Below are 26,624 nucleotides of genomic sequence, written 5' to 3' on the forward strand. Positions count from 1 at the left end.
ACTTAGCGTATAATCAGTTATGTTGACAATCAATAAGAAGCAAGACGATAACCATATCCTCCTCTCCCTTAAAGGGCAGGTGGATGCCAGCAATTCTGTAGAGCTGGATGAAGCGATCAAAGAAGTCGTGACACAAAACCACCCGACTATCTTGGTGGATGGGAGTGAACTGGAATACATCTCCTCTGCTGGGCTGGGCGTCTTTATGTCTTATTTGGAAGAATTTGAAGAAAACAACATTCAGTTTTTGATATACGGATTGTCCGAAAAGGTAGCCAATGTCTTTCACATTCTCGGACTGGACCAATTGATCACCATAAAAGCAAACAAGGACGAGGCCTTACAGACCATTCATGAAGCATGAGCTGAGACTATATTGTGAAAAAACCAAGCTCTCGGACCTAAGGGACTTTTTGGACCAAGAGCTTTCTTCTGCCAAACTCACCGATATTCTAAAAAACGAGTTGGTTTTGGCCGTGGAAGAAGTATGCGCTAACCGCATTATCCACACCCATGGCTGTAACCCAGCCAGCCACCTCCATGTGAAAGTCCTAAAGCAGGAGGACAGGATTATTTTTGAAATTACGGACAGTGGAGAGCCTTTTGATATTTTGGACTATAAGACCCCAGACCTAAAAGAAGTCATCAAAGGCCGGCAAAAAAGTAAAGCCGGCGGGGGTGTCGGTATCTTACTGGTCAAACGCATTATGGACACCATTGAAATAGAAACCCAGCAATCTCGGTATTTGGTACGCCTGACCAAGCAATTGAATTCCAAATAATTGTTAATTCTTGCCACTTATCACCCACAAATCCACACATTCTACATTAAAATTTGTAACATTGCACAATTGTTTTTGGCATGGTAAATAAGATGAAAACTACATACCAGTGGCTTTGTGTATTGGGATTCTTGGTGGCTTGTTCGCCAAATTCCAAGGTTTCGCAAAACACTTCCTTATCCGATGAACCGCAGTACCTCCTCACAGTAGGCAATGAAAATGTCCCTGCTGAGGAGTTTTTGCATATGCTCTCCAAAAACAGGGACTTTGACCAAGCAAGTGAAAAACTTAGCGAAAAGGATTTTGAGGATAATTTTGAGCTCTTCATCAACTATAAGCTCAAAGTAAAAGAAGCGGAAGCCCTTGGCATGGATCAATCAGAAGAATTCCAGCGAGAATTTAACGCTTTCAAAGAGGACTTGAAAAAGCCTTATGTATTGGAAACTTCCCTTCAAGAAGGTGAAACCCAAAAAGCCTATGCCCGAATGAAAGATATGGTCCATGCACAACATGTTCTGTTGCGGTTTCCCCCAAGAGCTGTCAAGGCAGATTCCATTGCAGTTTTCAAAATGGCCACGAAGATCAAAGAAAAAGCTGAAACAGGTGAAGATTTCTCCAAGCTCGCCTTAGAATACTCCCAAGATCCATCCGTACAAAAGAACCAAGGAGACCTGGGCTATTTTACCTCCCTCCAAATGGTCTATCCATTTGAAGACGCCGTATACCAATTACAACCTGGCGAAATCTCCAACCCAGTACTGACAGATTTTGGTTACCACATCATTAAATTAATTGACCGAAAACCCAACCCGGGGCAAGTGAAGGTAAGCCATATATTAGTGAGAACGGACCCTACTGACCCGCTTACGGAAGATCGTGCAAGACGCAAAATAACCGACATCTATTCTGCCTTGCAAAACGACGATACCTCTTGGAAAAGTGTTTGCACCACGTATTCGGAAGACGCCAGTTCCAGAGAAAACGGTGGTACCCTCCCGTGGTTTGGAGTGGGTTCTCTTATGAAGGAATTTGAAGAAGCGGCCTTTTCCCTTTCTGAACTTGGTGAAATATCATCCCCTGTGAAGACATCCTATGGCTATCATATCATTCGGCTGGAAGACAAAAAACCGCTCGCCTCTTACGAGGAAATGGAAGAAAGCTTACGCTCCAAAATCCTTCGCGACAGCAGGTCAGAACTGATCAGAAGTCAAGTTACAGCTATCCAGAAAGCCCGCTATCAATTCAGCGAGAATACCCCAATAATCCACCAAGCCCAACAGCTGGCCTATGAGCATTCACCAAACTTGAATGATATCCGCAAGGTATACGCTGCACAGCACCTTATGGACAGTACGCTGTTTTCCATAGGAAGTGCAGAAAGAAAAGTGGCAGAATTTGTGGAATTTGTAGAAAAGGACAATGCCGTCGTGAAGACAGACAAGAAGAAGCCCTTTGATGCCTGGATGGAAAAATTTACCGAATCCACGCTCAACCAAACAGAAGAAGCTGACCTAATGACTCATAATGACGATTACAGGCTTTTGGTCAATGAATATAAGGAAGGCATTCTTTTATTTAACCTGATGAACGAACAGGTGTGGCAAAAAGCCCTAAAGGATACGGCTGGATTGATGGAATATTTTGAAAACCATCGTGACCGCTATACATGGGACAGCCGGACGGAAGCTCTTCTGGTCACCGTTCTGGATCCAGTCGCTAAAAAACCAACCAACGATTTCCTTCGTAACAAAAATTACCAACAAGGACTAAAGGCCGAGCTTCAAGAGCAATTGGAGGACATTTCCACTTTATCCTATAAAATAGAAGAGGGTACATTTGAAATCAGCAAACACGCAGTGCTAAGGGAGATTGGACATCAAGCGAAGCTTCAAGAGGTCACTGTAAACAATAAAAGCTATATTGTCCTCTTGGGGAAACAATATCCTCCCGGCCCCAAAGCGTTTAATGAAACAAGAGGCAAAGCCATCAAGGATTACCAAGAATATTTAGATCAAAATTTAATCGGTTTATTAAAACAAAACTATATCATCCAGGTCAATGAGGATGAAAAAGCCAGAATTCAAAATATCGTTGTTGAACAAAATTAAGCTTCTGCCCATGGTGCCCATCATCTTGGCATTGGTCACAGCCTGTGATTTTTTCAAGGTAAAAACCGAGGAAGAATCTACGGCCAAAAGCCCTGCCGTGGCTTCAGTGGATGATATGTTCTTGCGTAAATCCGACTTGGACTTCGTCACCAAAGAGACCAACAACCCAAGTGACAGTACCAATCTGGCCAAACGGTATGTTCAGTCCTGGGTAAAAAAACAGCTCATGATCAAAGAAGCCAGCCAAAAAGTCGCTGTCAGTAAAGCTGAACTGGACAAAAAACTGCTGGATTACAAATACGCACTAATCGTATATGAATACGAAAAATCTTATATCGAAAAACACCTTGACAAAAACGTTTCCAACGAGGAAATCAAGTCGTACTATGAAGGAAACAAGGAAAACTTTACCCTTAAGGAGATTATCGTAAGGGCGAATTTCATAAAAATGAACAAAAATCTCTCCCAAAACAAGGACGCTGACCAACTTCTCAACCAAAGTAACGAATCAGCAAAACATGAATTACGTGAACTTGCCATCAAGTCTGCAGCCAACTATTTTCTGGAAGATTCTACCTGGGTAAAATTTGATGAACTTATCTCCAACACTCCCTTGGCAGATAATCAGAACAAAGTCCAGCTCCTTACCCGTGACAATCCGCTGATCAAGGCAGAAGATGATCAGTTTAATTACTATTACAAAATACTTGAGTATAAACTCCAAGACCAAGTTCCCCCTGTGGAATTTGTCAAAGACGAAATCTCAAAGATCATTATCAATAAAAGAAAAGTCAACCTAGCAGAAAGCCTTCAAAATGAAGTTTATTCAAGAGCACAGGGAAATAATGAATTTAAAATATATGAATAACCTTACTAAAACGCTGGCCATAATTTTATGCTTTTTGAGCACATTAACCGTCCAAGCTCAAGACACAGACAGCACCAGTAACGACACCCCTACCTCGGGGCAGATACTGGATAAAATCATCGCCAAAGTGGACAATTATATCATCTTGGAATCAGACCTCCAAAAGTCTTATTTGGAAGCTGTATCCCAATCCCAGCAAGGGTTTGAGGCACCATCCAAATGTGAAGTGTTCGAATCCCTTTTGGTCAACAAACTGATGTTGGCCAAGGCAGAAATTGACTCAGTGATCGTCACAGATGCGGAGGTAATCATGGATGTAAACCAACGTTTCAATATGGTCTTGCAGCAATTTGGAGGAGATGAGGAAACATTGGTGGAAGCTTACGGAAAAACAGCCGAACAGCTAAAATCAGAAATCCATGATATGGTAAAAGAGCAAAAAACAGTTGCCAAGATGCGAAATAACATCGTTCAAAGCATGTCTGTTTCTCCCGCCGAGGTCAGGGAGTTTTACAATAAAATCCCAAATGATTCCCTTCCTTTCTTCTCTGCAGAAGTATCCGTGGGGCAAATCGTCAAAAAGCCCGAAGCCAGCCGAAAGGAAAAAAACAGGGTCGTCAAACAATTGAACGATATCAAACAACAAATCCTGGACGGAGAATCCGACTTTGCGTCCATGGCCGTCAAATACTCCGAGGATCCTGGCTCCAAAAACCAAGGAGGAGATTTGGGCTTTTTCGGAAAAGGAGAGCTGGCGCCAGAATATGAAGCCATGGCCCTTAGCCTAAGGGAAGGTGAAATAGGTGACCCTGTAGAATCCCAGTTTGGCATTCACCTGATCCAATTACTGGAAAGGAGAACAGACTCTTATAACACCCGCCACATCCTTATCAAACCAATGCCTACCGAAGAAGACCTTGTCGCAGCTGAAAGAGAACTGGACAGTCTTAGAAACCTTATAGAACTGGACAGCATGAGTTTTGCCAAGGCGGCCAAGGACTATTCGGACGACAGAAATACCTCCGACAATGGCGGTTTTTTCTCAGACCCCACTACTGGTGCCAACAGGCTTTCGGCAAGGACGCTGGAAGACCCCATTCTTTACTTCACGATTGACACCATGAAAGTAGGGACTGTCAGCCATGCCTTGCGCTACGAGGAACAGAACCAACGAACTGGCGAACCTGAAAAAGCCGTAAGGTTACTCTATTTCAAAAATGAATATCCTGCGCACCGCGCCAATCTGGAAGATGATTACGAAAAGCTGAAAGCGGCTACCAAAAAACAAAAAGAATCAGAAGCCCTAGAAGACTGGTTCAAGGTAGCCAAGGAAGAAGTCTACATCGACATAGACCCTTCATATGATCGCTGCAATGCCTTAAAAGAGGAGGATGACTGAATATAAGTCCACTAAGAAGTTCGCTCTATACACAGAGACAGGGTTGCTTGCTGTTGGCAAGCAACCTTTACTTCGTTATCGTTTTATCCCAGTTAGTTCAAGGCATCATTTCCCTGCATGACTAGGAGTATTCCACCTCTACAAAAGCGGTTTAAATTGTCTCAAGAACCGAATATCATTTTCAGTAAATAGCCTCAGGTCCTTGATTTGGTATTTTAGCATGGCTATCCGCTCTATCCCCATACCAAAAGCAAAACCGGTATATTTTTCAGCATCTATCCCGCAATTCTCCAATACATTGGGATCAACCATGCCAGATCCGCCGATTTCTACCCATCCCGAACCTTTACAGACGTTACATCCTTCGCCTCCACACAGCAAGCAGGAAATATCAATCTCAGCACTTGGCTCGGTAAAAGGGAAGTAAGACGGACGAAAACGCACTTTGGTCTCCTTGCCGAACATTTCCTTCGCAAAATGGTAAAGTGTCTGCTTCAAGTCTGCAAACCCCACATTCTCGTCCACATAAAGTCCTTCTACTTGGTGAAATATACAATGTGCCCTTGCGGAGATCGCCTCATTTCTAAAAACCCGGCCAGGAGAAAGTGTCCTAATGGGTGGCTTTTGATTTTCCATCACTCTTACCTGTACCGATGAAGTGTGTGTCCTCAACGCGATATCCGGATTCTTTTCGATAAAAAAAGTATCCTGCATCTCTCTAGCGGGATGGTTTTCAGGAAAATTCAAGGCAGTAAAATTGTGCCAATCATCTTCAATCTCTGGCCCTTCTGATAAATTAAATCCAATTCGCTCAAAAATCTCTATGATCCGTTGGCGCGTAGCTGTCAGCGGGTGAATCCCTCCCACTGGCTGATTGGTAGCAGGTAGTGTAAGGTCAATGTCCGTAGATGTTGACTGACCGGAGCCTTCGTTCACTTTATCGATAAGGCCCTTAAATTTTTCTTCGGCAGCTTGTTTGACACTATTGACCATTTGGCCAAAGGCCTTTTTTTGGTCATTTGGTACATGCTTCATCTCAGCAAAAAGCGCCCCTACCACACTTTTCTTGCTGATATAACGCATTCTATAAGCTTCCAGTTCTTCTGGATTATTGGCATCTGCCTCAGCTATTTCTATTTTTAATGCTTCAATTTTATCCTGATGCATAGAGATTTTCTTTTTTAGACATGCAAATCTAAAATATTATCATTTAATGACCACATAATCGCATGATTGGTTTTCATTCCTCCATAAAATTTAGATAATGGAGGGTATGAAAAGGATACCCTGTCTTGCAGGGGATCAAAAACCGACTGTTTCTTGCCTATTGGGAATTGATAGGGTACAGGCTAAACATTGGCGACAATTACTATAACCCGGAATCAATGCCGTTATAGCTTATCCGAAAGGCTTTCCATAGCAAGGCCCTGGGCAGCTATATCGTGCATAATGCGGATTAACCCACCAAACCTTCCACTATTGATCAATGCCTTCTTCTTCCTCTTCCTTCTTGGCCGGTCCAGCCTCACCGAGCCCCAAGGACCCCTTAAACCCTGAAAGAGAGGCTTTCCACCAATAATTAAAAATGAACTTCCGTTTATCTCTTTCGAAATATATGGGGGCAATTTTTTCTGTCCCGAAAATTCGACGTGGGTTATTGCCACGAACAGCAAAGGCATTCAGCACAAAATTCAACATGGCCTTTCTTCCCTTAGCTTTTTCCAAAGTCCTGTCATTCAGCAACTGCACCTTCAATCCATTATAAAAGAACTCCATCTGCCCCCTCGCCACGTCATTGTCGGCAGTAAAGTGCCAATAGGAAGGCTTTGCCACTCCCTCTCTGATCTTTAGAAAAGCATTTCTCGTCATGATAGAATTAACGGTTTTTAAATCAAAGCTTCCTGTGCGGACGGCCATCTCCATTGGATAGGGCGCTTGATAATAAAACCTGGCATCTACTTGAACTGAAGCCATGCCGTTGATCCGTCCTGCAGCCGTCAAGGTAGTACTATCAATGGAAAATGTATCTTCCAATGTTTTACTCAAGTGGAATGGGTGCATTTTTGCATATAGAGAATCAAAGGTAATGCTGCCCGGGATCATCCCTTTTTCCGGAAACTCCTCATAGGTAATTACTGCTTTCTCCACTTCCAACGTATCCAATTCGACGTTTACCCCTGCTTTTTTCATCAGTTCTTGGGGCATGGGCCTACGGAGACTATCATTAAAAGGCATGCGCTTATCCCTAAAAACATGGATATTAGGAGCCTGAACAAACATCTTATCGGCTTTTATCGCCCTTTTCTCTATCAGTGTGTTTAAATCTATGGCATCAAACCTAATTTCAGGAAAACTGGCCTTGACCACATCGGTCTGATAGCCCACTTTACGTACATATTCATACCGACCAAACCGTGGTTCCAAGGTAACGTTCTTAAGTCGCATTTGATCTTTCGAAATGGCTACCAAGCCAATATGAAGAATATTCAAGCTATCTGGCAGCTTGATCTCGTAGTCGGGAAGCTCGACAAAGAAATCTTTGCTTAGGAAAACATCCTTATCAAACGCTTCCGCATTGGACAGGTCAAAACTGAGATCATTCAAAGCGATATTCAACCCATTAAATGAGCGCATATTGGCCACTGAATCCTTCTCTAGCAGCTTCAACTGCCCTCCGACCAAGTTAAAATCCCTTACTTCCAGGTTTTTGACCACATCCTGCACCGCTTTGCCCCCCTCTTTGCCACTTACTTTCCCCACCTCTTTTTTGTCCAGATAAAGGTTAATTTGAGGTTGTATAAGCTCTACTTTCTCGAAGTCTATTTCACCTGTCTCCTGAAAGCTTGTCAAAGAACGGGTCTTTAACTTTACCAATGGCACATTCGCTGCAATCACCGGATCACCAGGGTTTCCCTGATAGTTTTTGGGGATGATCTTGAGGTTTTCGAATTGAATCAAATCACTCTTGGTATCCAGCTCCACCTTGCTAAAACTAAGCGTATGAACGCTATCATTAAGCGCCAGGTTAAAGTCATCAATATCCATGGCCATATTATCAAAAAAGCCAACGATATCGCCCTCATTTAGCTTGGCAGAATCTAACAAAAAACCATAAAAAGACAGGTTGACACCTGTACTGATCAGGTTTCTTTCGTGACCTCTATCGCTGTAGAAAGCACTAAAACGTGCATTATTGGCCTCTACAGTATCGATTTGGATCACATCAAGCCGTTTTGGAAAGTGCCGCTTTCGCTTGGTGCTTTTTTCCTTATCGCCCTTCCGCTCCCCATTTTGATCTATAAACAAATTCACCTCTGCATTAGAAAGGCTGACTTTGGACATGGCAAGGGTATTTTCGAAGAAAAAACGGTCTACATCCACCCCTGAGAAGCTCAGGTTGGAGATATCTGCACCTATGGTCACCTTCACGCCCAGATCCCGCCTTGGACGAAGACGGACGTTGGAAGTCACCAACTCGTCCCTGGAGGAATTATAGCTTATTTTATCCGCATGCAAGCTGTACCTTCCATCTGCGACATTAAACACGTAATTGTTCAGACTTATGTCCAGCTCCTCTGCAAAGAAGGTTTCTGCATTTCGCGGAGTGACATTTTCGTCCAATTCAAAATTCTTTATCCTAATGGAAACATCATCTTCGGCAAACGTCTTGATCTTGTCCCTTACAAAGTTTTCATAGGCAATGGAGCCATCTATGACATTTAGAGAGTCGATATTGATGTAAGAAAAATAGCTAGTGGCCAACTCATAAAGGTCATTGATTTGTACTTTCTCCTTCTTCTCCATCGGGGCAACAAAACGGCTCAAGCGTATATCGGGCGAAGGAACTTCCACCATCCCAATTTCCAGCACCCCATCAAAATAGGCCTTGGCAATATCCACCTCTTTCAGGTAAAACTCCGGGACATGCACCTCTAGCACCATTCTTTTATTTAGACGCTGCAAATTCTCCATCACCATATCTGGCTGTAAGGGTTCAAAACTAAATCCATCAATCTTCAGCAGCTTTTCTTTCGTATCGACAAAGATTTTTTTTGCCTTGAAAACGTGAAGATCATCAGTCAGCTTCATGGCATAATTGTCCAGTTCTAGCTGTAGGTCCTCCGCCAAGAACATCCGGGAAGAATCCTGCTCGATCCCTTCATCTACCGCAAAATTCTCCAAGACCATACTGGCCTTTTCGAAAGAAACGCTGTCTTTGTTGATTTTCAGGTTGTTATTTAAGGTCATATCCCCTTCGATCAGCTCTAGGCGGTCGATATAGATGGCCCGCAAAAAATTCTTGGTCAATTCCTGAATCGTCTGCCCCTTTAACTCTCCTTGTTTTTTACGAATATTACTGAACTTAACAGTAGGATTGCGAAACACCATATCCTTCACGTCCAGCACATTATGATTGTACACCTTCTTAAGATTGGCATTTTCAAGGTTAAACTCGGGGATTTCTATTTCAAAAAGCGGTATTTGTTCATTGACTTCCCTGAAAGGCTCCACTTTGGCACCTGAAACTTTCAGTTCATCTTCTTTAGAAGACAAAAACACTTGATCACCCGTAATCCAGTGTACTCCATCGGCCAAGACTACTTTCACCTTGGACAGGGTCAAGGCAGCATCATCAGCATAGAAAAACTGATTCTGAGACCGCTCCACATCTGGACCGATATACACCCTGTCCATTTCAAAGTCTATTCTCTCGGCTTCTATCCTGTTCTTGTACTCATCATTTACCCCGCGCTGCAAAAACTGCCCCTCCTCTATCTCTAAATGATCTATGCTGATGGAAGCTAAAATATCCTGAATAAGCGGATATAAACTATAATCCAATAAAGATTGGTCGGCCACATCCGGAGACAGTTCTGAATACACCAAAAAAGAGGGATTGTTTAAGTTAAGGTTGCCGACATTGACATCAGTGGTATAAAACACCTGATTGATATCTGCATCAGTGAGCTTAAGATCAGCCAGTTCCATGTTGTAATAAATTTCCCTTGGCTTATCAAGATCAGGCTTAAGGGCCACTTGCTTGGCCGTGATATGATTGTCCAATGAAGAAACCTCTATCTGTTTGGCGTACAACGTATGGACACTGTCTGCCAAGAGCATCTCGAAATTTTCCAAGGTCAACCCAAACCCTTCTGCATTAAAAGGAGTAGGACTGGGACGTGGATTAAGTAAGCGAACGTCTTTAAGGTAAAAATTGGTATTCTCTGCTTTTATGGATTTTTGGCTGACAAAATTCTCGATCAGCAGGTCGGCATGGTCCAAGTACAGGTTCTTGATGACAATTTCTTCTAAAGGAACTCCCTCCAGTGAATTTTTTATCTCATGCTGTAATTGTTCCAATTTTGATGAGGACCCCAGGCTATCCAGTTTTTGACGGGTCTGGATCATGGGATTGGCAAATCTCAGGCTCCCTACTTCAAGTACTTTTTCCGAAAAATCGTACCCTATTCCTTTTACTGCTATCTCCGGAACTTTGATTTTATATAGTGGTTGCTCATGAGACAAGGAGTCCTCTATAGCCCTGTTCGGACTAAGAACAAAGCCTTCAAAATAGAATCCACGCTGGAAGATAGAAAGGTGAAAACGATCAAATCCTACCTCATACTTTCCAGCGGATGCCTCATTTACTTTATTCTGTACATAACTCCGTAAAAATAGATCAGACCCAAAATAGAGCCCCACCTGTAGCAGTACTAAAAACAAAATACTAATGGCAAAAAACCGGATCAGCCTTCGCTGGGATCGTTTCAGTTTTTTTTTATTTCGGTTCTTTTTCCCCATAGATTAAACCATATAAAGCAAAATAAACTTTATTCTGTATAAAATAAAGTTGAACAAAATAAAGTTGCATATACCCTGAAAAATAGAGTTTGAAAAGCAACGGGAGAGCAATACCTCTAATGTAGACAAAAGAGTTTAACACCCCAATGTTCACTTTGTTAAACAATTTATTTCAAATTTCATGCCCCGAATAATATCAGACGTAAAAAATCACACTATTTAGAAAACTACAAACTAAATTCTCCCTCCGAGAAAAAACCCTTTTTAACCTAGTTCTCTACTGTTTTTTACACCTCCTAAGTCCCAAAGCTGTTTTCCATAAAATTGACATCCATTTACAAAAAAGCTCCTCTTGCATGGGACAAAGATGTCACATTTACCGAAAAAATAAAAAGAGAACGTTCTTATGCATAATGGTTTCCCATTCTCCTTTGCCATAAAAACATTCTCTCCAAATAATTTAACACAAAGCTGTAGGAGAAGGATTCGAACCTCCACGGAGAAGTTAGGCAACACAAGAGCTCTATGTGTGCTTTATCCCATAATCTCCACCCCCGAGACAGGAGGGCTTGTCTGCCAGTTTCAACATCCTACAGTATAATTAGCCTCTTTTTGCTAAATGGTGCTCCAAAGGTAATAAACAGGATCAAATTTTAAAATTTACACAAAGAAAACGATTGAATTTTACACTATTTTTAATTTTCACCTAAAAAACCGCACAAATAAGCAACACAATATATAAAAACAGTATAAATTTTAATAAATCCTTAACAAGCAATTCATACAAGGTACATATCTAAAATTCAAGAAATATAAAATCACTTAATTATAATTTTTCGAAATATAATATCAAATCGCAATCAACTCCACACCCCCTACAAAATAAACACCTAGCAAAAGAAAATGATATTGATCCGACTATTTGCGGATCAAGCGGAAAAGCTGGAGACTCATGGAACGCTGATGACGCAGATGATTATGATTTGCACTGATTTTTTTCTTGAATTGGAATAGCCAAGTAGCATAAAAAAGCTATGAAAGGGCGTAACATCCTTAGCCATGGGCATCGCTCATGGTAAACATCAATAATAAGGTCGTTGTTTTAGCAGTAATTACTTTCCTAGTGCTTATAAATTCACGCTAAAACCCATTGCACACCAATAGCGGATCAAGCGGAAAAGTTGAAGGATAGTGGTTCGTTTTAATGGAACGCTGATGACGCAGATGATTATGATTTGCACTGATTTTTTCTTGAAGTGGAATAGCCAAATAGCATAAAAAAGCCCTGAAAGGGCGTAACACCCTTAGCCATGGGCAACGCCCATGGTGAACAATAAAAATAAGGTCATTGTTTTAGCAGCAATTACTTTCCTAGTGCTTATAAATTCACGCTAAAACCCATTGCACACCAATAGCGCTCTATTCCAATAATCAAGGACCAAGCGTAAAAGTTGGGGACTGCCAGTTTGTTAATGGTAAAACCAAGAATAAATAAAAAGGGCACATAGTCCCAAAGGCAGCAAGTGCAAGCTGAAACCTGTACTGAAAGGGATTTATAGTTGCTTTGTGCCTTGGTGGCGTATCATTGTTCTGATAAAAAAATTATCGTCCCCCAGAAATATTACCTGATCCAAAACATCACTTAATAGGCATAAAAAAAGCTATGAAATAGAATCTCATAGCTTTAGTCAATTAACAATAAACCCAAAATAACCTGTTGTAAGAAAAGGATTCGAACCTTATAGTGTGTTTTCACTTCCCGGGTGCAGTTTATCTGCCTTACAATGACATGACCAAATTCCTGTTCTGGTCATTGATTACTCTACAAAGATACATCGAGATTATTGATCTCAAAAATTTCGCAAAAGGTTTAACATATTTTTACATTTTTTTTAATGGTAACGTTTACTATTTGAAAATATTACCTATCAAACCTATCAATCTAAGCGATTTATTGAAAACTCGATAATGAATTTTGGGTTTCCTTTTGAAATCCCTTCAATGTTCATGTAGTAAAGTTAACGTATAGGTAAGTATAAAGTTTATTTTTTAACATTTTTTTAAATTTCATTTTTACAGATCAAAATTGACGTAATTTTCCCATTTGTCCAAAACACCTTGCATATCTTCTGGAAGGCTGGAGTCAAACTGCATAAATTCTTTGCTTACAGGATGGACAAAACCCAATGATTTGGCATGCAAAGCCTGACGAGGAAGTGCCTTAAAACAATTACTGACAAAAGCCTTGTACTTCGAAAACTGCGTTCCCTTCCGGATTTTATCCCCTCCATAAACGGCATCATTAAACAAAGGATGCCCTAAAAACTTCATGTGTGCGCGAATTTGATGTGTCCTTCCTGTTTCCAGATTACATTGGACCAAAGATACATAGCGGAGCCGCTTGAGCACCTTCCAATGGGTAATGGCATTTTTTCCCTGATCACCATCCGGAAACACATCCATGACCTTCCTATCTCGAGCACTTCGCCCGACATGCGCATTGATGATCCCCGCATCCTCTTTGGGCTCACCCCATACGAGGGCAAAGTAAGTACGCTCTATGGAATGATCAAAAAACTGCCTTGCCAACCCAGTCATGACCATCTCCGACTTAGCGATCACCAACAGACCACTCGTATCTTTATCTATCCGGTGAACCAATCCTGGCCTACCGCTATTTCCCGGCATTTCGGGCAATTGGTTAAAGTGGTACACCAAACCATTCACCAAAGTACCTGTCCAATTGCCATATGCAGGGTGGACGACCATTCCCGCCGGCTTGTTCACCACCAAAAGCACATCGTCTTCATATACTATATCCAAATCGATTTTCTCAGGAAGCACCTCTGTTTCCCGGGCTTCTTTTTCCAACACCACTGTGATCACATCCCCTGGCTTGATCTTGTAATTGGACTTGGTATTTTTATCATTGATCTTGACACTTCCATCACCGATGGCCTGCTGCACTTTATTCCTAGTGATATTCGCTACCTTATCGGTCAAGAACCTATCCAACCGGATAGCTGCCTGCCCTTTATCGATCTCTATCCTTAGATGCTCATATAGCAGTGCACCATCTTCTTGTCCGTCGCCAATAGCACCACCGACATCAAACAACTCGTCATCCATTTCATCATTCATTCTGCAAAAATAACGGTCTCTTGACAAATTTTTTGATAATTTTGAATGAATTCAATTCTTATTGTTGTGTCGACACCTGTTTCTCCCCCTTCCCAAGAAGTCCATTTGCCCGAAATCAATGATCACCCCGTACGTCTTTTTGTAAAAAGACTGGACCTCATTCATCCTTTAGCAGGCGGGAATAAATACTATAAACTTAAATACAACCTTGACGCCGCCAAAAAAGCCGGACACAGCACCTTACTCACTTTGGGGGGGGCTTATTCCAATCATATTTTTGCTACGGCAGCAGCAGGACATCTAGCAGGCTTTAAGACCATTGGCGTCATTCGAGGAGAGCAGCCCCAAGAGCTGAACCCCACCTTGGCAAAGGCACACTCCTATGGTATGAAGCTATCTTTTATGGACCGGCCCACCTATCGCAAAAAAAACGAAAAAGCAGTCATCGATGAATTACACAAAAAGTTTGGGGATTTTTACCTCATTCCAGAAGGCGGCACAAACCAACTGGCCATTCAAGGAACCCGTGAAATATTGACTGCTGGAGATAAAACGATGGATTATGTATGCTGTAGCATTGGGACAGGCGGGACGATAGCGGGGATCATCCAATCCGCCATGCCTCATCAAAATATCTTGGGCTATAGCTCATTAAAGGGGGATTTTATCCGTAAGGAGCTACAACAGCTCTTAGGAAAACACCAAATCCCGTTTCCCGCTCGGCATCATATTTTTACCAATTACCATTTTGGCGGCTACGCCAAACATCAACCGGCATTGATCCAATTCATCAAGGACTTCAAGGAAAAAACGGACATTCCGCTGGATCCTATTTACACAGGAAAGCTGGCCTTTGGAGTGATCGATCAGATCAAATCCGGTTATTTCCCAAACGGTAGTAAAATTCTCCTGATCCATTCAGGTGGGCTTCAAGGGATCACTGGTTTCAACCAACGCTTTGGAGAAACATTGGACGTGGAATAAGCCGAGTTTTAACCCGGATTATGCATTAGGAATCGTAGTGAGAGCTGAAATTGCAAGAAAATCAATTAGTTTGGAGGCATTAGCCTAGCACCGCTACGGTTATGCCGAAAACTAAAGTGAAACGGCTGATTTTGAAGCAGTTTAAGGTCGCAACAGATAGGCTAATGCATATTCCGGGTTTAATGCCCCATTTTCGCCAATCCCAAGATATAGCTCAGAGTTTAGGCAAAATTTTATGGGCACGGCTCTTAAAACCTGCGCTTGCATACGGCAGAGATGCTTCGATAATGCCCTTTAGCTCTGGTTTTATTGCTGGATATCTTTCCGAAAGGTTATACACTACTTGCATCGAAAAAACCCTAATGGCAATGGGCTCACGGGTGTCTTCCAATAACTGGAACGTCCTATCCAAGACCCCTCCTTCAAATTCCTCAGGTATTTCCTGGTATTGCAAAACCCGAAGAATATTCCGCTTTATCCCCGGAAGGATTTCAGGCTTTCCCAATAGGGAGATTACTGTTTTATAATAAGGCAAGAGCAAGGCAGGGTATTTCTCCACAGCCAAGGCCATCGGCCAAGATGCTCGCTGGGTAATCCTATATGGGCCAGCCACTAATATTTTCATCAGCTCCTGAAACCGAAGAGGGTCATCACCGATATAAGCAACAATCTTACTCGACACCTCCTTGGAATGCTCTCTTTTTAATTCACTTCTGATGTCCATCCCTCGTCTATTTGCGCACCCTATTGAAAACCCTTGTCGTAAACCGTGGTCTATCCTCCATCACATTAAGGTCATCTTCGCTGATCCTTTTGACACTCTCAATGGTATAAAATGCTTTGTCATTAAGCGATTTGATCTTGGTCACAAAACTTTTTAGGCTCTCTCTTTTCATGACGGTAAACAACAAGTTCACTTTTCCATACCTTCCTTCAGCACCGACGTTGGTAAACCGAAAATCCCGCTCCTTCATGTATTCAATCAGTTCGGGCATCGGCTCTTTGGTAATCACCCTGACCAGCACCCTGCCCAGCGCCAATTTCTCCTCGAAAACCATACCGATATATGTCCCCGCTCCAAACCCACCGGCATAGGCCAAATATGACATGGGGTTATCGATATTCTGAAAAATCTGCCCGATGGCCAGCAACCAAATCAAGGCTTCAAAAAAACCCAAAATGGGAGCCACATTTTTCTTACCGTTGAGGACAAACATGATCCGTAAGGTGTTTATGGACACATCTCCTACCCGGGCCATGAAAATCAACAGGGGCATGATGACATAGGTAAACATATCGTCATCCATTCCCATTCCACTAAAGAACTCCTGCATAATTCAGCTGCTTTAATTTTTTTGGATTAAACTTTTACATTCCTGCCCACCTTCGTCCCTAACCACGCAAAGGAAAGCGCACAAATAACCATCAAAATGATCAGAAGGTTATAATTGTGAAACAAATCGAATAAGGCACCAATCAACAATGGTCCCAAAGCGGCCAAATAATAGCCTGCTGACTGCGCCATACCTGATAGCCTTGCTGTAGTAGCCCCTTCTGTCCTCAGACCGATCAAAGTATAGGCCAAACTGATACTTGCCCCAAGGCAAAAGCCTATCAATGTCAGCGCTATATAAATCACCCAATTATGATCAAAAAACAGTCCAAGAAAACCTACTAAATAGATCATCCCTATCCCAAACGCTATCCTTCGCTGCGTGGTATACTTGACAGCTACCAAAGGCGCAGTAAAGGACCCGATCAGTCCTACTACCTGCATCAGGCTCATCATTAGACCCGCTTGTCCAGCGGTAAATCCTCTATGAATCAGTAAATCCGGCAACCAAGCGATCAGCGTATAGAACATGGTGGATTGGATCCCCATAAAGATACTAATCTGCCAAGCGAGCTTGGATTTCCACACATTTTTACCTCCTGTCAGCCCCTCATCAGGGCCTTTTACTTTGCTGGGCTTCACTTGTGGTAGCCACACTACGATCGCCAGCACTACCAATGCCACCCAAGCCAATAAAGCTCCTCGCCACCCAAGCGACATCCCCACTGCCAATGGCACACTCAAACCAGTCCCTACCGCCGCAAACCCGGACATTCCTGTGGTATAAGAGCTCGTCATGATGCCGATTTTATGGGGAAGTTTTACTTTAATCAATGGGATGAGGAGAACATTACAGATCACGATACCAATCCCTGACACCGCAGTACCAAAAAATAGTAAAAAAGCACCGCCTTGTACACGAACAAAGATGCCAAAAGCAATCAAAACCAGGCCTAACAAAATGGCACGTACATTACCTAGTCTCGCTCCTATGCTGGATGAAAAAAGCGAAAAGGTAGCAAATGACAACAAAGGCAAGGTGGTCAAGAATCCTGCCCAAGCATTGGAAAGGTCAAGGTCTTCGCGAATCATAGGTATCAACGGCCCTACCGATGTAATCGAAGGCCTCAAGCAAAAAGACACCAATATGATCCCCGTAATAAGTAGCCCTTCAGATAATCCTTTGGATGGCGTTGTCATTTTCATAAGCCTACAAATTTCAGCAATAAAGAAGTACCAACAACCATCCGAACGACAAAAAAATTCTGCTTTTGCCAAAAAATTTCTGTTTGGAGTTACTGGCTCATGACATCATCATAAAACCATCATCGCCAACCAATTGAGGTCATTCCATACGATGGGAACAGGTTACTAGCATCACTCTTGCTCTAACACCAACGCTTTCACACAATCCACCCAGGTGTCGTGGGAATTCAAGCAAGGAACCAAATCCCATTGCTGGCCACCCTCTTCTTCAAAAACCTCCTTATATTCCTCTCCCACTTCGACCGTAGTCTCGAGACAGTCTGCCACAAAGGCAGGGGAAAAGGCCAGTACTTTTTTGGCCCCTTTGCGCGCCAACTGCCGGATGGTATCTTCGGTATAAGGCTGTATCCAGGGATCTTTGCCAAGCCGAGACTGAAAAGCTGTATGGACCTTCTCTGCTGGCAATCCCAGTTTATCGACCAATAACCGTGTATTGTAAAAACACTGTGCGCGATAGCAGTATTGATTGGAAGGGGTCTGACGGGCGCAGCACTTATCGCTCAGCTGGCAATACCCTTCACAGGACGCTTTGTGGATTTGCCGTTCGGGAATCCCATGGTAGGAAAACAAATATGCATCATATTCTTGCTTCTCAATATATGCAGCAGAAATATCCTCCCAGGCTTGCAAATAAAGTGGATGATCGACAAACCTTGGCACATAGCTGATCGCAGGAATGACCTGCCATTCCTTCACGATTTCCATGACTTTATCGATTACTGACCCGTTCGTAGCGGAAGCATATTGTGGAAACAAGGGGAGGACGATTATTTTTTTGACACGCGCTTTTTGGAGCGCTCTTAGTCCCCGTTGGATGCTCGGAGACTGATAACGCATCGCTATTTCGACATGATATTTTTCAGTATCCAGTCGTTGTATGAGTTTCTCTTTCAGGTCTTCAGTGTGAAACAGCAATGGAGAACCACGATCTGTCCAGAGCTTCCGATATTCAGCTGCTGATTTCGGCGCCCTAAATGGTGCAATGATACCGTTTACCAACAGCCAACGAGACAAAAAAGGAATATCAATCACCCGTTTATCCATTAAAAATTCCCTTAGGTACTTTCTTACATCTGGTACTGCCGTGCTGTCGGGCGTTCCTAAGTTAACCAGTAATACTCCTGTTTGTGCCTCTTTACGCATAGGTTTTGATCTCTTTACTAGAAATATACGTGGGATTACCTACAATAGGATTTCAAAAATCCCGGGCAATCTCCCTATTCATCCAATTCCCTTTTATGGAAACCAAAAGTACAACCTATTGTTTCAAAATGCCAATGGATTAATTCACCTGCTTATAGACGGAGTCTATGAGTCGGGAGACATTCACCAACAACTACTATTCCTTGGACTGTAGTAGCAAGTGGGAGCTGTAGCGTATTTGATAAAAGTGGCCGTCGATCTCTTCGCTTTTGTCAAGGAATCATTGGTTCTATATGATTTGAGTGACTGGACACCAGCTGACTGCTCCACCTTTTTCATTTAATTCAAAACCTATTGTGATTATAGGTTTTATTGCTCACGAAACGCACAGAACCCCCAGAATGAAATAAGGCTTTTCTGAGATTTCCATGTTTTCTGTGAGCAGCTATTTAATTTCCCTGTGATTACTGGTATCATTGCGGATAATCACAAAACCTATTTACCTTTTGCCTTGAACCAAAAAAAAGCACCCGCCAGGCGGATGCTTTTTCAATCTATAATAAACACGTGATAACTTATTGTTCTTCCATCTTTTCGCTGATCAGCGTATCCACTTTGGCACGTACTTCTTCGCTTTGGTTATAGGCCATGGACATTTGTTGGAATTTTTGCACGGACAAGTCATTTTCTTCAATCAGTCCTTGCGCTTTGGTCTGTACTTCCTTTTGGATGGTCATGACCTGTTGGCCAGCCTTATTGAACTTTCCAATTTCCTCCGGATCATCCGACGCATCTTTCAATGACCCTGACTGTTGGGCCTGCGCCAGTTCCTGAAAGCGCTGTACTTCCAGCCCCTCTGCCTTGATGGCATCCATCATTTTGCCTTGCACTTCCTGCTGTACAGGAATCAATTCGGCATTAATGCTTACAAACTTGTCATACTCCTCATCTGTAAAGTCTGAGGCTTTGGCAGGATTCTGTGGTGCCTGTGGGCTGATTCCTTGAGCATGAAGACTGAATCCCAGCATTACCAATAGCGCGGAGAACAGACTTACCTTTGTCATTTGCTTGAAATTAATCATAATCGGTTGGTTTTTCATTTACGATTTTTTGAAGGTACAAAATTTTCTACCCTTTGCCATAAAAACGAAAATTCTGAAGTTAAATTATCCTAAAAAAATAAAATAATACAAAACTTTCATTTTATCTGAACAAGACACTTGCACTTAAGCCTTTGTCACCCAAATTTACCGCAAGCCGTATGCCAATGGCCAAAGTCAAAAAAGAAATGTCATTTTTTCAGGATCAAAAATCACTCTCACCTAGCATTAAGTCTAAAAATGAAACATTAACTCTAACTAACCACAAAGAACTCAAAGGCCCGCACAGAGTTCACAAGGTTTCTTTGCGCACTTGGTGACTCCTCCGTGACCTCCGTGGTTAAAACCTTAACTAACCACTAAGAACACTAAGGCCCGCACTAAGCTCACAAGGTTTCTTTGCGCACTTTGTGCCTCCTTCGTGACCTCTGTGGTTAAAACCCTAACTAACCACTAAGGAACTCCCCCTAAACAAAGCCTTTCAACTGCTGCAGTAGCTCCCGTTTGGTCATCAAACCGCCCTTTCTCCATAGTATTTTCCCTCGCTTAAAAAGTATATAGTGGGGAATCGACCTCACCGCAAAATGGTAGGCAGCCTGTTGGTTTTTGTCTATGTTTATCTTCACTATCTTAACTTTACCATCCAACTCTTTTACGGCTTCTTCCAGCACGGGGGTCATGGTCTGGCACGGCCCGCACCAATCCGCATAAAAGTCCACCAATACAGGGACATCAGATTGCCGAATGATATCGTTGAATTTTTTCTTTGCCATAACGACCTTAAGTTTGATTTATAACTTTCCCGAAACCTCGTTGATACTTTTGGGGACTAACCGCTGATATACATTTATGATAAAAAAATTTGCTCCGCTCACTATGACGGGTTAAACCCGGAATATGCATTAGCCTATCTATTGCGGTATGAACCTACTTCAAAATCAGTCGCTTCGCTGCTGTTTTCGATTTCACCATAGCGGTGCTATGCCTCAATCTCCAAACAGCCTGATTTTCTTGTAGTTTCAAACCTCATCACGATTCCTAATGCATAAACCGGGTTAAAGAATTGTATAATTACACTTTGCTAACCACTACCTCCACCTCGTTAACATCCATAAACCAAAAAAGCCCGGAAAACCGGGCTTTTCAATAGATTGTTTTTCGCTATTTACTGAGGAAGATCAGCTTCTTCTGGCATCTGCTCAGGAAGCTCGATACCCAATTTAGCAGCCACCAATTCGGTGAATTTATCTGCTTCTTTGGTGTATAGCAGCACGGGAGATTGTCCGGCTGTCTCTGACAAGATATGCGTATAGTTATGCTCGGCAGCTACCGAATTAATAGCATTAAACACTTTGGTTTGTACCGGTTCAAGTAGCTCGCTCAACTTTCTTTGGTAAGAAACCTGCGCATCTTGCTCATATTTTTGAACCTCTTGTTGCAATTTCTGCAACTCTTGTTCTTTAGTAGCTCTCGCTTCTTCCGTCATGGTCTGGGCGGCCTGCTGGTAAGACTGTACTTCTCTTTGGAAGTTTTGTGTTTTTGTCTGTACGTTAGTTTGCAATTGCTTGCCATAATCCTGCATGTCGGCGTCGATCTGCTGCATCTCCGGCATCAGGCTCATCAGTACCTCCACATTCGTATAGCCAATTTTGATATCTTGCTGGGCTTTTGCCGCAAAGCTCAAACAAAATAAAGCAACGGCTGATAAGATAATTCTCACTTTCATAATCTGTTGTTTAATTAAGTTATTTGTTTTCTTCTGTTGTATTTTCAGTTCCTTGCGCTTCTTTTTCCTTATTCACGCTACTTTCATCTATCCCCAATTCATCAATGACAAAATCCGAATAATCATGCACCGGATTGGTATAGATCATGGACAGATCAGCCGCCTTGTCAAACATAATGGCGATGCCATTCCGCTTGGACACACGATCGATAGCATCAAATATCTTGGACTGCAAGGGCTTCATCAGCTCATCCTGCTTCTGATAGTACTCACCATTCATGCCAAAGACCCTGGTATTATAGTTGCTGGCGGCTTTTTCCTTTTGGCGGATATCCTCCATGCGTTCCTTGTACATGTCCTCCGTAAGCAAGACTTCCTCTGCTTTCAGGGCATTGTACATTTCCTTGATCTCTTTCTCCAAATTCTGTGCCTCTTTTTTCCATGCTGTGGCTTGCTTCTTAAGCTCTTCTTGGACTATTTTATAATCCGGATGCTTGTTCAGGATGTATTCCGAGTCCACAAACCCGATTTTTTGGGCCTGTACTGCAGAAGTCACTAACAGCAGAAAAAATACGATTTTAAGACACTTTAACATCTTTTACCTGAATTGTTGTCCAATTGTAAAGTGAAACATTCCTCCACTTGGCTGCACAGTTCCAGGTGCAGCATCAAATCCATAACCCCAGTCGATCCCTAGCAGCCCAAAGGCTGGCATAAAGATCCTAGCACCAAACCCTGCGGATTTTTTCAAATCATACGGGTTAAACTCCGCATAGTCCCCCCAGTTATTTCCTGCCTCGGCAAAGCCCAATAGGAAAATCGTGGCTGATGGATTTGGCGATACCAAGTAACGCAGTTCCATTACGTATTTATTATAGACTATACCACCATATGGATCTGCTCCTTCTATACCCCTTGTATTCCTACCCGGCGTCAACACCTGATTTTCATATCCTCTCAGACCGATAATATCTTGTCCCAAGGAGAAGTTATTGAAGGTCATTCCGTCACCCCCCATCACAAAGCGTTCCACCGGAATCATGCCCACTTTCTTGCTGTAGGATCCCAAGAAGCCCATATGTGTCCTGGCACTGACCACAAATTTACTGGAGCCAAATATAGGTGTATAGAATTTGGCATCAAACATCCATTTATGATATTCCAACCATTTATACTTCTCCTGATCAGGGGAATCTTCTGTGATATTCTTGTTCAACGATGCATACGGCGGCGTGAAGTTTACCCCAAGGGAAATATTGGATCCCATTCTAGGGTAAATCGGGCTATCCACATTGGATCGGGAAACGGTGGTGTTAAAGACAAAACTCTTCAGCCTGCCGGTCGGGAAGCTCAGTCCAAAACTGGTTCCGTATTGATCAAATTCATATACCTGATATTGGAGGGAGTTACTAATACTGAAGTAATCATCTGGCCAGGTCACCCGCTTCGCTAGCCCCACGGTAACGCCGGTAATTTTAAAGAACCCAAGCTCATTACCAAAATTGGATTGATTATAGATATCGATCTGGCGCTGTACAGAGTGATTAAGGCTTACGCTAAGGGCATTGGGTTTCTTGCCACCAAACCAAGGCTCAGTAAAAGAGAAGCTATAGTTCTGAAAACTTTTACCATTGGCCTGTACCCTTAGGCTAAGTTTCTGGCCATCGCCCACCGGAAGTGGTCGCCACTTGGAGAAATCCCCAATGTTACGAACGGAGAAGTTATTGAACACCAGCCCGACCGTACCGACGAAACCATAGAAACCTCCCCAACCACCAGATAATTCGATCTGGTCATTTGGTCTTTCTTCCAGCTGAAACACGATATCCACCGTGGCATCCTCAAAGTTTGGTCTCAAGTCAGGGTTGATCGTTTCAGGATCAAAGTACCCAATCTGCGAGAGTTCCCGAATGGTTCTTACCAGAAGTGATCGATCAAACTTCTGCCCTGGCAGAATCCTGATCTCACGCATCACCACATGGTCAGACGTCCGTTCATTTCCTTCGATAGACACACTGTTCACCGTCACCTGTGGCCCTTCGAAGATCCGCATCTCGATATCGATGCTATCTGCAGCCACATTCACCTCCACTGGATCAATCTGGAAAAACAGGTAACCATCATCTTGATAAAGTGAACTGATGTCATCTCCCTTGGTAGGATCATAATTCAGTCGTTTATCCAGCAATTCCTTATTATAAGTATCCCCTTTCTGTATCCCTAGCTTCGCCAAGAGCTCCGCATCGTCATGGATATAGTTACCCGTAAAAGAAATTTCCCTGTAATAGTATTTCCTCCCTTCTTCTAGGTCAATATCGATATTGACCGTGCGCTCATCAAAGTCATACACAGAATCGGCTAGGATTTCTGCATCACGGTAACCTTTGGTCTGATAGAAGTTGATGATATTATCTTTATCGTTACGGTACTCCTTTTTGTTGAACTTCGAGCTATTGAAGAAATTCAGCTTAAAATTCTTGTTGATGTAGGTTTTCACCTCTTCATCAGTCACAGGATTACGGTGGGCAATGCTATTGCCTACCTTTTCGGCATCTGCATTTTTGATCCTTTCGAAGACATCCTTAAAGATCCATACACGAGCATGCTCGTTGGTCTTTTTCATCTTCTTTTTTATTTTACCATCTGTGATTTCCTCATTTCCAGTAATGGCGATCTCATTGATCTTTACCTTGGACTTCTTGTCCACGTCAAAGCGCAGCTTCACACTATTGGGGAAGGAGGTGTCCCTTTCCTGAACGATCTTGACCTCCGTATTCAGGTAACCTTTCTCCACAAAATAGTTGGTGATTTTTCTTTTGGAGGAATTCAGTACATCTTCACGCACCACACGCCCCCTGATCTGCACTTTGTCACGAAGTTCGCTTTCTTGGGTAGAGCTCACTCCTGTAAACTCCACAATGCTAAACCTTGGACGCTCTGTCAGGTCTAGCAACAGGTGTATTTCATCGCCTTCGATCTTGGTCACCAGGATTTTCACGTCTCCGATAATACCCTGTTGCCATAGTTTTTTCAATGCATCGGAGATGGCATCTCCCGGTACGCTGATCTCATCACCGACTTTCAGGCCGGATAATGAGATAATCGCCGTCTCATCCAAGGTAGAAAGCCCCACCGCTTTGATTTCTGCTATTTTATATTTCTTTGGCTGCGCATAGTTCAGCTCAAGAATATCGACAGGCTTTTGTGCGGAATAACGACTCTGTCCCAGTCTAATCTGGGCCTGCGTGACACCGGTAATCCCGATAAACATCGGGAGGAATAAGCATATTACAAGTAAGCTCCTTCTCATTAATCTCATGATTTTATCTGGGCACCTGTTTTGCCAAAGCGTCTTTCTCTACGTTGATAATCCGCTACGGCTTCCATCAGGTGCTCTTTTCTAAAGTCCGGCCATAATACCTCTGTAAAATACAGTTCAGTATAGGCCAATTGCCAAAGCAGAAAGTTACTGATCCGCAACTCTCCACTGGTCCTGATCAGAAGTTCTGGATCAGGATAATCCTTGGTCAGTAGGTGAGCGGTGATTATATCTTCTGTAATCTCATCTACATCAATTTCTTTGTCAGCTACTTTTTTGGCAATGTCTTTTACGGTATTGGTAATCTCCCATCTTCCACTATAACTCAGCGCCAGGATCAAGGTCAAGCCTGTATTCCCTGAAGTTTGTTTGATGGCTTCTTTTAGTTTTGCTCGTCCCCTGGAAGGGAGCATATCCATATCTCCTACCAAGGTGAGTTTTACATTATCTTCCATCAGGTTGGGCACCTGATCAGTCAAGGTCTTCACCAACAGCTCCATAATGGCTTTCACCTCGAGCTTCGGTCTGGACCAGTTTTCGGTAGAAAATGTATAAAGCGTCAAATACTCCACACCCAAATCATTGGCTCCGGTAATGGTCTCTCTGACGGCTGTAATGGCATTTTTATGGCCAAACACCCGTTTGGCTCCTTTGCCTTGGGCCCAGCGGCCATTACCATCCATGATTACAGCAATGTGCTTGGGAATCCTTTCCTTGTCTATCGCTTCCTTCATTCCAGTTTTATCCGAGCTTAATTTTTTTGGAGGTACAAAAATGCTATTTCTTTTTTAATATTCTATCCCCGATGCCAATTAATTAATAATTAAAGCATTCGATCTTGTGAAAGGAGTAGCTGAGTGTCACACCTAAAAAATAATACCAGTCTTTATCGGCTTTGTTACCGTAGTTAATTCCGTAAGGCACTGTGCTGGCACCTCCCGAACCATCATCTGGATCTACAGGAAAGCGAGGAAGGTGGGTTTCATCCGACTCGATCTTATCCAAAAAGTCGGACAAGGTCGGCCTAAAACCAAACTCCAAAGACAAAAACAAGCGTTCTTGCAGTTGGTACTTTACTCCCAAGCCAAACGGGATAACGGGAGTGGACAAGGAATAATCCCCGTCTTCATCCGGAGCTAGCTCGCCTTGATAGGCTTGGCCCTCTCCGAAAAACATGGTGTAGCCTATCCCAAAGAAGCCGTAAGGTGAATACCTTACAGGCGAATGCGGAGCCAGATAATCGAGAAAATGATACTCCATCATCACGTGGCCTTCTACCAGTAGTCCTTTGAAATAGGCATTACGGGCTTGGGCCACGGCATCCAGCGGACGCACACTGTCAGCGGCATTTAGCCCGGCCAGTGCGATACCATATCGTAAACTCCAGACATTGTCAAATTTTCGTCTGCCAAATAACGTACCTTGAAGGCCGATCTGTGAGGGATCCAATTTCCTGATGATATCACCAGAATAAGTAGCCACTCCAAGACCGAAGCCATATTCTTTTGTCTTTTGCGCATATCCGTTCTGTACTGACATGGACATTAACACCAAAATCAGGAACGAAAAACACAATAACTGAAAATTGACTTTTTTCAAGACGCTGCAATTTATAAAGTACTCAACGAATAAAAAACCCTGCTCAGTATTCTC

20 protein-coding genes are annotated in these 26,624 nt (G+C 42.8%); 6 read left to right on the forward strand and 14 right to left on the reverse strand.

What is annotated here, in order from left to right; translation table 11 throughout:
* Positions 1-19 precede the first annotated feature (19 nt).
* The 5 genes from DN752_RS09515 (at position 20) to DN752_RS09535 (ending at position 5,157) form a co-directional block, all read left to right on the forward strand.
* Positions 20-364 (forward strand): STAS domain-containing protein, encoded by a 345-nt coding sequence (locus DN752_RS09515; RefSeq protein ID WP_112783720.1) that lies wholly within the window; start codon positions 20-22, stop codon positions 362-364.
* Positions 354-782 carry an ATP-binding protein gene (locus DN752_RS09520; RefSeq protein WP_112783721.1) on the forward strand — a complete coding sequence of 143 codons (429 nt, stop codon included), beginning with the start codon at positions 354-356 and terminating at the stop codon, positions 780-782. Before DN752_RS09515 ends, DN752_RS09520 begins: the two co-directional genes overlap by 11 nt.
* A gap of 92 nt (positions 783-874) precedes the next feature.
* Positions 875-2,890, forward strand: coding sequence for a peptidylprolyl isomerase (locus tag DN752_RS09525; protein ID WP_112786488.1), 2,016 nt, complete (start codon positions 875-877; stop codon positions 2,888-2,890).
* A complete protein-coding gene (locus DN752_RS09530; RefSeq protein WP_245949497.1) occupies positions 2,877-3,758 on the forward strand; it encodes a peptidyl-prolyl cis-trans isomerase in 882 nt (293 codons plus the stop codon). The genes DN752_RS09525 and DN752_RS09530 overlap by 14 nt, the downstream gene beginning before the upstream one ends.
* A complete protein-coding gene (locus tag DN752_RS09535) occupies positions 3,751-5,157 on the forward strand; it encodes a peptidylprolyl isomerase (RefSeq protein ID WP_112783723.1) in 1,407 nt (468 codons plus the stop codon). Before DN752_RS09530 ends, DN752_RS09535 begins: the two co-directional genes overlap by 8 nt.
* Positions 5,158-5,295: 138 nt before the next feature.
* Here the strand turns inward: DN752_RS09535 and pheS are convergent, their stop codons facing one another.
* The 3 genes from pheS to DN752_RS09550 all read right to left on the reverse strand — a co-directional run bounded on the left by pheS (position 5,296) and on the right by DN752_RS09550 (position 14,100).
* On the reverse strand, positions 5,296-6,324 hold the full coding sequence (gene pheS, locus DN752_RS09540) for a phenylalanine--tRNA ligase subunit alpha (protein WP_112783724.1): 1,029 nt from the start codon (positions 6,322-6,324) through the stop codon (positions 5,296-5,298).
* 309 nt (positions 6,325-6,633) lie between these two features.
* A complete protein-coding gene (locus DN752_RS09545) occupies positions 6,634-10,959 on the reverse strand; it encodes a hypothetical protein (RefSeq protein WP_112783725.1) in 4,326 nt (1,441 codons plus the stop codon).
* A gap of 2,073 nt (positions 10,960-13,032) precedes the next feature.
* Entirely contained in the window at positions 13,033-14,100 is a 1,068-nt protein-coding gene (locus DN752_RS09550; protein WP_112783726.1) for an RluA family pseudouridine synthase, read from the reverse strand.
* Between the two features lie 45 nt (positions 14,101-14,145).
* Here DN752_RS09550 and DN752_RS09555 point away from each other — a divergent pair, with 45 nt between their 5' ends.
* The gene (locus tag DN752_RS09555; protein WP_112783727.1) at positions 14,146-15,084 is read left to right on the forward strand and encodes a 1-aminocyclopropane-1-carboxylate deaminase/D-cysteine desulfhydrase; all 939 of its coding nucleotides are present in this window, start codon (positions 14,146-14,148) and stop codon (positions 15,082-15,084) included.
* A gap of 214 nt (positions 15,085-15,298) precedes the next feature.
* Here DN752_RS09555 and DN752_RS09560 read toward each other — a convergent pair whose 3' ends face one another.
* The 11 genes from DN752_RS09560 to porG all read right to left on the reverse strand — a co-directional run bounded on the left by DN752_RS09560 (position 15,299) and on the right by porG (position 26,570).
* Entirely contained in the window at positions 15,299-15,808 is a 510-nt protein-coding gene (locus DN752_RS09560) for a hypothetical protein (protein WP_112783728.1), read from the reverse strand.
* 7 nt (positions 15,809-15,815) lie between these two features.
* Complete coding sequence (locus DN752_RS09565; RefSeq protein WP_112783729.1) at positions 15,816-16,418, reverse strand: DUF2179 domain-containing protein; 603 nt, start codon at positions 16,416-16,418, stop codon at positions 15,816-15,818.
* Between the two features lie 26 nt (positions 16,419-16,444).
* Positions 16,445-17,623 (reverse strand): CynX/NimT family MFS transporter, encoded by a 1,179-nt coding sequence (locus tag DN752_RS09570; protein WP_112783730.1) that lies wholly within the window; start codon positions 17,621-17,623, stop codon positions 16,445-16,447.
* A 171-nt stretch (positions 17,624-17,794) separates the two neighbouring features.
* A complete protein-coding gene (hemH, locus tag DN752_RS09575) occupies positions 17,795-18,826 on the reverse strand; it encodes a ferrochelatase (protein ID WP_112783731.1) in 1,032 nt (343 codons plus the stop codon).
* 575 nt (positions 18,827-19,401) lie between these two features.
* A complete protein-coding gene (locus DN752_RS09580; protein ID WP_112786489.1) occupies positions 19,402-19,908 on the reverse strand; it encodes a DUF4168 domain-containing protein in 507 nt (168 codons plus the stop codon).
* Positions 19,909-20,393: 485 nt separating this feature from the next.
* Positions 20,394-20,699, reverse strand: a complete 306-nt coding sequence (gene trxA, locus DN752_RS09585; RefSeq protein ID WP_112783732.1) for a thioredoxin — start codon at positions 20,697-20,699, stop codon at positions 20,394-20,396.
* Positions 20,700-21,091: 392 nt separating this feature from the next.
* Positions 21,092-21,652: an OmpH family outer membrane protein gene (locus DN752_RS09590; protein ID WP_112783733.1), complete on the reverse strand. Its 561-nt coding sequence runs from the start codon at positions 21,650-21,652 to the stop codon at positions 21,092-21,094.
* A 19-nt stretch (positions 21,653-21,671) separates the two neighbouring features.
* Positions 21,672-22,247 carry an OmpH family outer membrane protein gene (locus DN752_RS09595; RefSeq protein ID WP_112783734.1) on the reverse strand — a complete coding sequence of 192 codons (576 nt, stop codon included), beginning with the start codon at positions 22,245-22,247 and terminating at the stop codon, positions 21,672-21,674.
* A 3-nt stretch (positions 22,248-22,250) separates the two neighbouring features.
* Positions 22,251-24,962, reverse strand: a complete 2,712-nt coding sequence (locus DN752_RS09600; protein ID WP_112783735.1) for a BamA/OMP85 family outer membrane protein — start codon at positions 24,960-24,962, stop codon at positions 22,251-22,253.
* A 5-nt stretch (positions 24,963-24,967) separates the two neighbouring features.
* Positions 24,968-25,705, reverse strand: a complete 738-nt coding sequence (locus DN752_RS09605) for an isoprenyl transferase (protein ID WP_112783736.1) — start codon at positions 25,703-25,705, stop codon at positions 24,968-24,970.
* Positions 25,706-25,787: 82 nt separating this feature from the next.
* Positions 25,788-26,570: a type IX secretion system protein PorG gene (gene porG / locus DN752_RS09610; RefSeq protein WP_112783737.1), complete on the reverse strand. Its 783-nt coding sequence runs from the start codon at positions 26,568-26,570 to the stop codon at positions 25,788-25,790.
* Positions 26,571-26,624: the final 54 nt, after the last annotated feature.

The organism is Echinicola strongylocentroti (assembly GCF_003260975.1).
Taxonomy (GTDB): Bacteria; Bacteroidota; Bacteroidia; order Cytophagales; family Cyclobacteriaceae; genus Echinicola; species Echinicola strongylocentroti.